At 36.5% G+C, this 12,047-nt stretch carries 14 protein-coding genes and 1 other annotated feature (1 of these 15 only partly in view); of the genes, 13 read left to right on the top strand and 1 reads right to left on the bottom strand.

Annotation, left to right across the window (positions count from 1 at the left end; all coding sequences use genetic code 11):
* Positions 1 to 96: a sequence feature (ribosomal protein L20 leader region), on the top strand (it extends 43 nt beyond the left edge of the window).
* Positions 97 to 152: 56 nt separating this feature from the next.
* From infC to LG307_RS16775, 7 genes are all read left to right on the top strand, one after another.
* Positions 153 to 671, top strand: a complete 519-nt coding sequence (gene infC, locus LG307_RS16805) for a translation initiation factor IF-3 (protein WP_083800939.1) — start codon at positions 153 to 155, stop codon at positions 669 to 671.
* 21 nt (positions 672 to 692) lie between these two features.
* Positions 693 to 893 carry a 50S ribosomal protein L35 gene (rpmI, locus tag LG307_RS16800; RefSeq protein ID WP_010195692.1) on the top strand — a complete coding sequence of 67 codons (201 nt, stop codon included), beginning with the start codon at positions 693 to 695 and terminating at the stop codon, positions 891 to 893.
* A gap of 24 nt (positions 894 to 917) precedes the next feature.
* The gene (rplT, locus tag LG307_RS16795; RefSeq protein ID WP_010195693.1) at positions 918 to 1,277 is read left to right on the top strand and encodes a 50S ribosomal protein L20; all 360 of its coding nucleotides are present in this window, start codon (positions 918 to 920) and stop codon (positions 1,275 to 1,277) included.
* A 127-nt stretch (positions 1,278 to 1,404) separates the two neighbouring features.
* A complete protein-coding gene (locus LG307_RS16790; RefSeq protein ID WP_404450485.1) occupies positions 1,405 to 1,668 on the top strand; it encodes a DUF1294 domain-containing protein in 264 nt (87 codons plus the stop codon).
* 64 nt (positions 1,669 to 1,732) lie between these two features.
* Positions 1,733 to 2,320 carry a TVP38/TMEM64 family protein gene (locus tag LG307_RS16785; RefSeq protein WP_404444338.1) on the top strand — a complete coding sequence of 196 codons (588 nt, stop codon included), beginning with the start codon at positions 1,733 to 1,735 and terminating at the stop codon, positions 2,318 to 2,320.
* A gap of 786 nt (positions 2,321 to 3,106) precedes the next feature.
* Positions 3,107 to 3,358: a hypothetical protein gene (locus LG307_RS16780; protein WP_404444336.1), complete on the top strand. Its 252-nt coding sequence runs from the start codon at positions 3,107 to 3,109 to the stop codon at positions 3,356 to 3,358.
* A 159-nt stretch (positions 3,359 to 3,517) separates the two neighbouring features.
* On the top strand, positions 3,518 to 3,721 hold the full coding sequence (locus LG307_RS16775; protein ID WP_404444334.1) for a hypothetical protein: 204 nt from the start codon (positions 3,518 to 3,520) through the stop codon (positions 3,719 to 3,721).
* Positions 3,722 to 4,276: 555 nt separating this feature from the next.
* Here the strand turns inward: LG307_RS16775 and LG307_RS16770 are convergent.
* Positions 4,277 to 5,017 (bottom strand): NADPH-dependent F420 reductase, encoded by a 741-nt coding sequence (locus LG307_RS16770; RefSeq protein WP_404444331.1) that lies wholly within the window; start codon positions 5,015 to 5,017, stop codon positions 4,277 to 4,279.
* 221 nt (positions 5,018 to 5,238) lie between these two features.
* Here LG307_RS16770 and LG307_RS16765 point away from each other — a divergent pair, with 221 nt between their 5' ends.
* The 6 genes from LG307_RS16765 (at position 5,239) to LG307_RS16740 (ending at position 11,245) form a co-directional block, all read left to right on the top strand.
* Entirely contained in the window at positions 5,239 to 5,598 is a 360-nt protein-coding gene (locus tag LG307_RS16765; protein ID WP_170938387.1) for a helix-turn-helix domain-containing protein, read from the top strand.
* A 423-nt stretch (positions 5,599 to 6,021) separates the two neighbouring features.
* Entirely contained in the window at positions 6,022 to 6,447 is a 426-nt protein-coding gene (locus LG307_RS16760; protein ID WP_404444329.1) for a MarR family winged helix-turn-helix transcriptional regulator, read from the top strand.
* A gap of 197 nt (positions 6,448 to 6,644) precedes the next feature.
* A complete protein-coding gene (locus LG307_RS16755; protein WP_404444326.1) occupies positions 6,645 to 7,988 on the top strand; it encodes an NtaA/DmoA family FMN-dependent monooxygenase in 1,344 nt (447 codons plus the stop codon).
* Between the two features lie 54 nt (positions 7,989 to 8,042).
* Positions 8,043 to 9,500 carry a DHA2 family efflux MFS transporter permease subunit gene (locus LG307_RS16750; protein WP_404450484.1) on the top strand — a complete coding sequence of 486 codons (1,458 nt, stop codon included), beginning with the start codon at positions 8,043 to 8,045 and terminating at the stop codon, positions 9,498 to 9,500.
* Positions 9,501 to 9,799: 299 nt separating this feature from the next.
* The gene (locus tag LG307_RS16745) at positions 9,800 to 10,246 is read left to right on the top strand and encodes an OsmC family protein (RefSeq protein WP_404444323.1); all 447 of its coding nucleotides are present in this window, start codon (positions 9,800 to 9,802) and stop codon (positions 10,244 to 10,246) included.
* 366 nt (positions 10,247 to 10,612) lie between these two features.
* Positions 10,613 to 11,245, top strand: a complete 633-nt coding sequence (locus tag LG307_RS16740; protein ID WP_404444320.1) for a lysostaphin resistance A-like protein — start codon at positions 10,613 to 10,615, stop codon at positions 11,243 to 11,245.
* The last annotated feature ends 802 nt before the right edge of the window (positions 11,246 to 12,047 follow it).

The following is a 12,047-nucleotide window of genomic DNA, read 5'->3' as shown; positions in this document are numbered from 1 at the left end:
TCATGCAGTTGGCAGGTTTTACGAGAAAGATTCTATCTTTTACTTATGTAATCGTAAAGTGTGGGTGTATGTGTATACCCACACTTTTTTGTTTGTACAAAAGAGTAAATTGTTCGTCAAACGGTGTTCGGAAAAAACCTTGGAGGTGGCTAATTATTAGCAAGGACATGATGGTAAACGATGGCATTCGTGCCCGTGAAGTACGTCTTATCGGTCAAAATGGAGATCAGCTAGGAATTAAGTCAAAAGTAGAAGCGCTGGAAATTGCAGCACGTGCTAACCTTGACTTAGTAATGGTTGCGCCTAATGCGAAACCTCCTGTATGCCGAATTATGGACTACGGAAAGTTCCGTTTCGAGCAACAGAAGAAAGACAAAGAAGCGCGTAAAAACCAAAAAGTAATCAGCTTAAAGGAAGTTCGTTTAAGTCCTACTATTGATGAGCATGACTTCAATACGAAACTTCGCAATGCAATAAAGTTCCTTGAAAAAGGAGACAAAGTAAAAGCATCGATCCGATTCAAAGGACGTGCGATTACGCATAAAGAAATTGGTCAGCGTGTGCTTGATCGTTTCTCTGCAGCATGTGCAGAAGTTTCAACAATTGAGTCTCATCCAAAAATGGATGGACGCAGCATGTTTTTAATACTGGCACCTAAAAACGAAAAGTAATTCATATGAGGAGGAACTCCAATGCCTAAAATGAAAACTCATCGCGGATCAGCAAAAAGATTCAAGAAAACTGGATCTGGTAGCTTGAAGCGTTCTCACGCATACACAAGTCACTTATTCGCTAACAAGTCTCAAAAGCAAAAGCGTAAACTTCGTAAATCAGCTATGGTCAGCAAAGGTGATTTCAAACGCATCCGTCACATGTTAGACAACTTAAGATAATATTTTTTATAGGAGGTATTCATAATGCCAAGAGTTAAAGGCGGTACAGTAACACGCCAACGTCGTAAAAAAGTCATTAAATTAGCCAAAGGTTATTACGGTTCTAAACACACTTTATATAAAGTAGCTAACCAACAAGTAATGAAATCCCTAATGTACGCTTACCGCGATCGTCGCCAGAAGAAGCGCGACTTCCGTAAGCTTTGGATCGCTCGTATCAACGCAGCGGCTCGCATGAACGGTCTTTCTTACAGCCGTCTAATGCACGGTTTGAAAGTAGCTGGAATCGAAGTAAACCGCAAAATGTTAGCTGAGCTAGCAGTTAGCGACGAAAAAGCATTTGCTGAATTGGCAACTGCTGCGAAAAACAGCTTAAATAAATAATTTTCTAAACAAAAGAGGCTAACAATTTGGTAGCCTCTTTTGTGTTTTGATAAAATATTATCGAGACTGATAGATAAATCAGTCTACATACAAAATGTGTGCACACATTCGAATCCTGGAGGATATGATGGAAGTACTCGTCGGTTATTATATCTTTATAAACATTGTAGGCTTCATTATTATGAAAGTAGATAAACAAAGAGCCATTCAGCATCGCTGGAGAGTGCCTGAATTACACCTTTGGGGAATCGCGCTACTGGGCGGGGCACTTGGTGCATGGATGGGGATGCAAACCTTCCGTCATAAAACGAAGCGTCTGTTATTCCGGATAGGTCTTCCGTTCATAACGTTTTTACATATCGGGCTTTGCGGGTATTTTCTCATAGCCTGATAAGTTAACATAATTTATGGATAGTTGAATAAGCTTTATTATTAAAACTAGGAGGCAAGCCAAAATGGACGAAAAAATGAACGTACTCTTTGTCATGATTGAAAGTCACTGGTGGCTGGCTTCTCTTGGTTTTATTCTTTTCCATATATTAAGACAAGTTTTATTTATACCAGTAGTCATCATCTGTATTGCCGGTGGTGCCCTGTTTGGTGGAGTAATCGGCAGTATCTACTCTGTTGTGGGCTTAACCTTATCCAGTTTATTTTTCTACTTCTTATATCAACAGTTTCCCGGTATTTTTGGAAAGATATTACGAATGAAAGAAAGACTCTTTGGCAACCGGGCGAACTTCTCGGTCGGACAAATCACGGTCATGCGCCTTATCCCTTTCATCCACTTCCACTTACTCTCTCTATGCTTGATAGAAACGACAAAAAGCTTTTCTAAGTATGCAAAAGCTTCTCTCCTGAGCAATATTCCTCTGGCCATTATTTATACCGTCTTCGGCCAATTTATCACGGAATTCTCTCCCACTGCCATGGTTGCTGTGCTTGCTGGTTTACTAATCCTCATGCTGGTAATGAGACAAAAAGTCGTCGTCATGAAGTGGGAACAATTCTTTCATAAAGAAAAGCAATATAAAAGAGGTTAACGCTTGCTTATTTTGGATAAAAGATAGAGTAAATAGACTGCTCTTAAATAACGATGGGTGTCCGATTAGGTTACAAAAAAATTCCTATACTTCTTACTTTAAAAAGCCGACTACCTCCAGGGTACAGATAATCGGCTTTTTTTATTTGAATACAAACTCTATTTGAAAACCAGGAAGAAAGGAGGCTGTTGTTGCTAAAGGGATATAAACATGGTGTACTGTGTATAAAGGTTTGAGGTGACCATAGTGGAACTATCAAAGGTAAATAGAGATTTGATTTGATTTCAAGATAGAACGTTTCTCATGAACCTAAAGCGAGTAGTTAGTCTTAAATTCTATTTGAGGACGCTGGTTTAATAATCAAATTGACTAGTCATGCTTCTTCCACAATTGGGCCAGATTGTGGAAGAAGAAAAATGTTATTATGAGTTGTGATTAGAAATATACTAGTCCATGTTGTGCTTATAAAAATTAGAGGAAACCCTCCTGGATTATAAGTGCATTAGCTTTTGTTTGGTACTCATTAGTTTTATTACAGGATATAACAAGAATGGAAAACGAAATTAATATTAGTGCAAAGATACTTGAAATAGATATGATGGGATTAAAAGGAAGTAACGCTATAATGGGTTGAGTAGATAAGGCAAAGATAACTAATTTATCTGTTCATGGTGAAACCAAAATCATTACACATCAAGGTAAGGATAAAACGGGTTAAATTTGGCGAGGGGGAAGATTTTTGAATATGTCTAATTGTGTCATTACAAATGATCTGAGGAGTCATCTATGAAGCTCAATGTAAGTGAAATAATTGTAGGTACATTAGTAATGATTATACTGTTATTAACAGCAATACATTTAAAGTCTGAAGTTAGGTTTCCTTTCTCATTTATTAATCTTATAGAAGTTATTGCAGCATTAGGTACAACGGTAGCTGCCCTAGCTGCTTGGAAATCAGCAAGTGCAGCTAATTCTTCTGCTAGAATAACGTCGGAACAATTAAAAGAGATGCAAAAAGCCAGGAAGAGCCAAATATAGCCAGCTATTTATATAGCAAGTGAAGATTACCAAATAAAATTTAATTCAGCTCGAGGGTTTGGTGATTTTATTTACAAGATAGGTACACCAACTTTATTAGTAACTAATATTGGGCAAGGACATGCAAAAAAAATAAACTTTAACTGGATATTTTATTCATTGGATGAAGATGTTGAGTTTATTAGGAATTATGAATTTGGAAAGGATAAAATTTCATTATATGAGCCAGGGAAACAATTTTTAGTACGAGAAAGTGGTCCAGGCCCGTTAGATGAGGATTTAAGTAATTTTACACCAATAATTTTGAAAGACGAACATTTTAAGTTAAGAATACCATTTTCGTATTTAGAAGTACTATCATGAAAATATTTCTTACCCTTAGAAAATACATTAAATAGGAACATTATTCCAGAAATAAAACTCGATGTAAACTTTGAAGATTTAGATGGTAAAAGTTATACAAAAAATTTCTTAATCTCTCCTACAGTCTTTGATCAAGAAAGTCATATTTCTGATGGAAAACTATTGGATTATATGGCTTTAGTTAATTTTAAAATTGAAGAGCTTTATAGTTCTACCAGTTAACTAGAGAGCACTGGACAAGCTGTTTCTTCTGTTTGTTTAGTGTCCTATTTTTATATATTTATTTTCGGGGCCAATCGCAACTATTTTTAACTTGATTCCTTATCGTTGTAAACCACTTTTGGCTAGTGGTAACCCTAAGAGAGCGCTACCCTGGAATAAGGATTAGCACCTATTACTCATTCTAGGGCCATATTGTGCAGGATCACTTTTATTACGTAGTAGACGTATACTGTGCAATAAAAAACTCCTATTTCAGAGGCTTTATGTAAGAAAATTTTTAGCAAATCGAGGTGTTATACAAAAAGGTACGCTTTAATAAGCGCACCTTTGTTTTTACGAATTGTATATTTCTCTGTTTATATTCACAATATCCTTATGTGAGAACTCCCTTTTTTGTGCAAAGAGCTCTGCAAAACGTTCCATCACCTTGTCCCGTAGTAATGGTGCGTTATCTTTATTTGCCTTTTTCAACGCTTCCGTAAGATCATTTTTAGTTAGCTCTGTGCAGTAAGCAGGAGTTCCTGGCTGGTGTCTCCAAGAGTCACTTAAAGAACCACTATCTACTGCGTCAAAACCTAGATCGGATACTATGTCCATGACTACTTGTTTTTGTGATTGGTTATCACCAGCAACTGCCATCGCCAATCGTTCACTAGAATCGCCAGATTTTCCTTCATGTTCTAAAGTGTAGGCTAATAAGTTGTTGAAAGCTTTTATGAGAGGTCTACCTAATTGATTTGAAACCCAAACACTTTCAACCATCCCGTTCTCTATTTCTTCAATTTTACCGTCTCGAAAAGGATAATAATTGGAAGTATCTACAATAATTACTTCCTCCCCGACTTGATCGATAATGTTCCGAATGCTTGGCAGTGCCTTTATAGGGAGAGATATTATAAGAACTGCAATATCTTTAATTGCATTCTCTGCAAGTACAGCTGTTCCAGCAAGCTCTTTTCCTTCTAAACGTTTAATTCCTCGTGCATCTGCAATTTTGACATCATGTCCATTCTTAACTAATTTTTTCGAAATAATTGACCCAATTGGTCCAGCACCTATAATTCCAAATCTCATGATTGTTCCTCCTAAAGTATTTGTATATAAAAGAATTATTCAGCTTAATGTTACACAATCATATGTTTAGCAAATGGTAAACATATATTAGATAAAAAAACTTATTGAGTATTTCTGTTACATATACTAGAATAAAATCATTTCTCATCTTTTTAAAGTAGGCAATAAAAATTGACGTAGTACATTTTTTTGTACTTAACAGTAGAAAGCAGGTGAAGAAGGTGTCTAGAATATGTAAGGATGGATTTGATAAAGAGTGTATAAAGGAGCAAAGAGAATTTTATGGCATTGCTTATACCCAAAATATCCTCTCCGGACGTTGGAAATATGTAATTCTATGGTATTTAAAGACCAAAGAGCGTCGCTATAGTGAAATTAAAGCCTTTTTATGGGATATTTCACAAGGGTCTCTTACAAAGCAACTTCGAGAACTGGAAACAGATGGTTTAATTAATCGCAAAGTTTTTCCAGAGGTTCCTCCTCGTGTAGAGTATTCACTAACCTCAAAAGGGGAAGAATTAATCCCTATTATTGATTTGATGGAAGAGTTCGGGAAGAAGTTTGGGGAGCAGGCAGACTAACCAAAGCTCTCACATTCATCATATACAAGTTACCCATAATTCAACTCAAAATGGTTTAATGACGGGGCTGTCATTGCGGTAGCTTTTTTTGTAATAACCAAGCTATTTAGGTACAAAAAAATGTACTAGGGCAATTTTTATTGCCCTCTTTTAAAAATTGAGAATTGGTTTTATTCTAGTGTTTGTAACCAAATTACTCCATACAACAAGTTGATAGGCAAAACGGTATAATATATAGAATCCGGACATTTCAGTGTTAAACAAATGATGTGGATGCATGGTTCCATCCTTTTGTCGTCCGTTCTAGATAAATTCAGCCTAATAAAATGAGAGTAGGTCTCTTAAGTTAGATAGATGGACAACTAATTTTTAACTGTAGTATAGTTAGCTTGCTAAGTAAATTTCAGTAGTGGAGGCATATCTATGAACGATAAGGTTGGATGCGAAATTCGTGAGTCATTAGATAAAGTATCATCCAAAATGCGCAGAGACTATAACGAAAATCTAAGAGAACTTAATCTTCATGTAGGTCAGGACAGATTACTCGCTCGTTTGTGGTTAGGTGATGGAATAACACAAATGCAACTATGTGAACATTTAAAATGCGAACCGCCTACTGTAACAAATATGGTTAAATCGCTGGAGTTAAATGGATTCATATATCGAAAACGTGATGAACATGATGGAAGGGTAATGCGAATTTATCTAACAGACAAAGGCAAAAAATTAGAGAAACCAGTTGATCTTAAATGGAAACAGCAGCAAGCAAAATTACTCCATTCAATCTCACCAGAAGAACTCTTAATCTTAAGAAATCTAATGAAGCGTATGGAGAGAAACTTGTTCTAGGTTTTCTCTATGTTGATAGTTAGCATGCTAACTATTTGCTTAGCGACCTAAACGTAAATAGTATCTATATCGGAAAAGGTTATAAAATCCACTAAATTAGTTAGTAAGCTAAATATTTTTTGACTTTCAAATCTACTGTAATATACTACGGCTCATTTGTTACATGGAGCGATTTAAATATAAAGGAGAAGAGATACATGGAAAATAGAAACGAGATGCAACTAGCATTACAAATGGTTTCAGGATACGGAGCTGAATTCAGCAGTTGGAGAATGCCTGGTACAGATCCAGCAGCCTATACAAATATGGATAGGTATGTGGAGGGGGCTAAATTGGCTGAACAAGGAAAATTTCAAATGATCTTTATCGCAGATACTCCTGCATTAACGGTTGATTTGGGTCCTCATACTCCTAGTTTTCCTATGGATCCTATGTTAGCACTAATGGCTGTAGCTAGAGAAACGAAACATATTGGTCTTGTTGCTACACTATCAACGACATTTAATTATCCATACAACATAGCACGTCAATTCAAAGCACTCGATGTTATAAGTAATGGACGTGTAGGATGGAATGCTGTCACCACATCCGAGCCATTAGCGGCAGCGAATTTTGGCACTCAAGTTGCCAATCGCAAAGAAAGATATGACAAGGCTCATGAAAGCATACAAATTGTTCAAGCGTTATGGGGGAGTTGGGAACAAGACGCGTGGACGTTAGATGCAGAAGGAGGAAAATTTGCCGAAATGGACAAAATTCAGCCTATAAATCTTCAAGGACAATATTATGCATCTCGTGGTCCTTTGCCTATCCCGCCATCTGAGCAAGGTCAACCAGTTATTTTCCAGGCAGGAGGAGGGCAGGAAGGATTGGAATTTGCTGGGAGGTACGCTTCTGGTGTCTATGCTAATCCTTATGACATTGAGTCTGCTCTTGAACATAGGCAAGCACTTCGACAAAGTGCAGCTCTTTTTGGCAGAAATCCGGATGACATCAAGATGTATGCAGGTTTTATGTTTTCCATAGGTTCAACTGAAGAAGAAGGTTTAGAACGTCGAAGACAACTTATGAGTTTTAACCCTGAAGAGATTCCAAGTCGGGTAAGTTATCTTGGTTCAATGGTTGGTTTACGACTATCTGTAAATTCGTTAGATATTGATCAACCTTTAGCAACTGACATGTTGAAAAATGCATACGCCAACCCTATGGATCCACGTTCCCACAGAGCTTTAGAACTTCTGCAAAAAGGTCTATCCATTCGAGATGTTCTTGCGCATGGGGTCATTAACTATCATCCAGTAATTGCAGGCACCCCCGTACAAGTTGCTGATTTCTTAGAAGAATGGTTTTTGGCTGGTGCATGTGATGGCTTCTCGGTTGTTCCGGATATAGCCTATGATGGGATTACTGATTTTGTGGAACATGTTGTCCCAATTTTGCAGGACCGTGGATTGTTTCACAAGGATTATGAAGGAAAGACACTACGTGAGAATATGGGAGTTCCTTATCAATACGGAAGGTTGAAATATGAAAATAATTAAGCGTGAGTATTTAAACAAACAAGGATTTGCTAAAAAATATACTATTTTAAATTAATTGATTTACAAGGAGACATAAAAATGAAGAATCAATACAATACGCGTGCCATTATGGCATCGCTACTTATCTGCGGTTTCGTCGGCATGTTCAGCGAAACTGCCCTCAATATTGCAATGACTAATTTAATGGAAGTATTCCAAATATCGGCTGCAACCGCACAGTGGTTAACAACTGGGTTCTTGTTGACTCTAGGTATTTTAATGCCAATGAGCGGTTTGTTGCTACAGATGTTTACAACAAGGCAACTGTTCACAGGTTCGCTCATCAGCTTAATCGTTGGTACATTGATTGCGGCCCTCGCGTTCAATTTTGAAATGTTAATGTTCGCTCGAGTTTTACAGGCAGTAGGCATGGGTTTGTTACTTCCACTCTTGTTTAATACAATCCTTGTCATCTATCCGCCTGAAAAGCGAGGTGCGGCAATGGGGTTCGTGGGACTTGTTATCATGTTTGCTCCAGCTACCGGACCGACCATTGGAGGTCTATTAATTGAGTATTTTTCATGGCATTATATCTTCTGGTTCTCGCTTCCGTTCCTGATTATAGGAATGTTGATAGGATTGAAGTATTTGGAAAATGTCACCGATATCACGAAGCCTCGGATAGATCTGCTGTCTGTCGCCTTGTCAACAATTGGCTTTGGAGGAGTTGTTTTCGGTTTCAGTAAAGCAGGCGAAGGATCTGAAGGTTGGGGCAGTGTAGTTGTGCTCACTTCAATCATTGTTGGGCTTGTCGCGCTAGTGCTGTTCGTACTGCGTCAAATCTTAATGAATGATCCAATGATGAACCTGAGCGTTTTCAAGTATCCGATGTATGTCCTTGGGCTGCTTCTGGTACTGTCATGTATGATGATTATTATGTCGAGTATGATTATTCTGCCGATGTTTCTACAGACAGGTGCAGGGTTGTCTGTGTTTACTGCGGGACTCATGCTATTGCCGGGTAGCGCTTTGAACGGTATCCTCTCCCCGCGAATGGGGCATTTGTTCGATAAATATGGACCAAAATGGCTAGTTATTCCCGGACTCGTGATTGTTTCAGTTATGTTATGGTTCTTTACTACACTATCTCCTGCTTCTTCAGTGGCATTTATCGTGGCATTACATATTGGACTCATGGTTGGGGTAGGCATGGTATGGATGCCAGCTCAAACGAACGGGCTAAATCAATTGCCGCCGGAGTTATACCCGCACGGCACGGCAGTCTTAAACACACTGCAGCAGGTGGCAGGCGCGATTGGAATTGCTGTAGCAGTCAGCATCCTTACGGGTGGTATGGAGAAATACTTGCACGGCTCGTCAGATCCGACTAGGCTGAACGAAATAGCAAAAGCGATGACAGCAGGATCACAAAACGTGTTTTGGTTCACAATGATCATAGCATTAATTGGCTTGATTTTAGCATTTTTCATTCGCCGCGTAGTTAATCACGAGGAGAGATATTCGGCTCATTGATGTTTTCATAAATAACACCAGGGTTACTTAGAAAAAAATATATAAGTTGACCCTGTGTATTTAAATACTAAATCTTAGTGGCATTGATGATGTCACTAAGATTTTTCTAATAATAGTATTGTTAATGGAAAGCAGCACTATTGCACAGTAAAAATATACTGTTCAACAGAAAAGTATATTTCGATCGGGCGCATTTGTTGTAAAAATATAAGTTCATATAATATACTTAGTGACTATATTATATAACCTTTATTTGTTATTTATTAACAAAATAAAAATGAATGCAAGGAGGAATGAAAATGGCAGAGCATCATTTTCATTTAAAGGCGCATTGGCCTGGACTACGTAATGATGTAGGGAAAATCGAAGCCGATCATTTAGTGACAAAAATCTCAATACCAAAAGAAATGAACGGTCCCGGTATTGGTACAAATCCTGACGAAATGCTCCTTGGGGCAGCAGCAACATGTTATATTATTACACTAGCTGCGATGATGGAACGTAGTCAGATAGAGAAAGATGGATTAACGATGGAATCAGAAGCAATTGTTGATGTGACAGATGGTGTATTTACATATAAAAAAATTATCCATCGACCAGAAATAGTATTGAAACAAAATGCTTCCGATCGAGACAAAAAGGTGGCACAAAAGATTGCGGAAAAAGCTGAAAAATCTTGTATGATTAGCCGTGCAATTCAAGGCAATGTGGATATTCAAATAGAAGTAACTATTAAAACTGCTTAATTGTACATTCAAATGAATTTGTGGAAAGCCCAAACTTCATTGTGATTTTATTAAGGTATATCAGTTAATGAGAGCTATAGTTTATTTATGAATACGGCGCATTTCTTTTAGCATGGAATACGCCTTTCTTATTGCGAAAAAAAGATTGAGCTGCAGGGGAATTTTTGAAAAATAATGGGTATAAAACAATAGAACAGGATTGTTGAAGAAAGAGTCTTTGTTATTAGAAAACCTTAAAAAAATCTTAGAACTAAGAAGTAGGTAGCTTATGTCGGAGATATTGGATGGTATAGAATAGAGTTTTGTTTAGAAACAAACAAAACAATTAGACTCTAAGGATTTGTTATTTGATTTTAAGGGGGAAAAATGGAGACATTAAAAGGGAAAGATATATTATCCGTAATTTTAATACATTATTTGATATTAGCTTTTGTATTTTGGACACCTTTATTTGAGTGGTTTTATTTAAATATTATTACATTTGTCCTATTTATATTGGTCTTAACTCTTTTTAAAGATGTAAGATTAACTATCAGTAAATACTTTAATCCAACCGTGTTTAAAAGAGGTTCTTTCTATCTAGTATTATTTCTTTGTATATTATCATTTTACTTTTTAGCAGCTATTTACTATGGTAGAGGAATTGACCTAGCTACAACATGGTACTATCTAACTCACCCACACTATACAATTCCAGATAAAACGCTCTATAAACTAATCTTGTTTTCTTTTGGATTAGTTGTTATTAGGCCTTTAATTGAAGAGATTGTATACCGTGTTTTAATACAGGGTTACTTACAATCAAAATTTAATAAATGGCTAGCATTATTTACGGCTTCGTTTATATTTGGGATAATGCATTTCGACAACATGATACACGCTGGTATTCACGCGCTAGTTTATGGATTATTATATATGAAATACAAATCAATATATCCTTCACTAATACTACATATAATTTGGAACCTTTACGCATTATTTTACTTTAATTACATTTAAAAAGATGATTAAACCGCAAAAACATTAATATGCGGTTTGAATTTATAACAAAAACAACATCCAAGAATAACAAAGCTTTTCAATAAAGTCTTTAAAACGATCTTCAACAATCTGGCGCTATTTTTTAAGAAGAATGTTCGAGTTCGATTGGTATAGAAATGGGGCAGGGTTAAGCAAGAATTAATCGATACCACAATGAATACTTATTTAATAGTGTATTTATTGTGGGAGATGATTAAAGTGAAAAGGTTTTTAATTAGGCTATGGAATGATTTTTGGGAGCTTTCAGTAATGTTTATTGGCTGGATAATTATCTTTACTAAAAACATCCCAATAACTTTTTTGACCGTTTTCATTATAACAATAATAGGGTATATTTTGGGTGGAGTTATCAGACTTTTTATCTGGAATAGTAAAACAAATAAAAAAATATAAAAGGTTATTTTTTTGCAAGCTGCATCCAGTATCCATACTCCGGAATCGGGCGCGAAAATTGAATTTAGCTGAGATTTCTTGGGTGCTAGAGTAGCAAAGGAATTGATATTTTGTATATATATTTATCCTATTGGGCTATTTTACTCATTTTTCCAAAAGATTCAGCTGTATAAATAGAGTTTAATATGATAATTAAGCTATATATTGGATTTTTACCCATTTGATAAGACAGGTGATGTATCTGATTTAGAGATTCCAACTCTGTGTATTGTTGGTGAAGAACAAGAAGCAGAAGTTTCTGCTACTATAATCTACAAGCAGTTGAATTCCAATATTGATATCTCAGTAATTCCTTTTGCTGGGCACT

It is taken from the genome of Sutcliffiella horikoshii, assembly GCF_044809035.1.
Lineage (GTDB): Bacteria > Bacillota > Bacilli > Bacillales > Bacillaceae_I > Sutcliffiella_A > Sutcliffiella_A horikoshii_G.
Note: the sequence above shows the minus strand (reverse complement) of the source record. Positions and strands in the feature narration are given on the sequence as shown.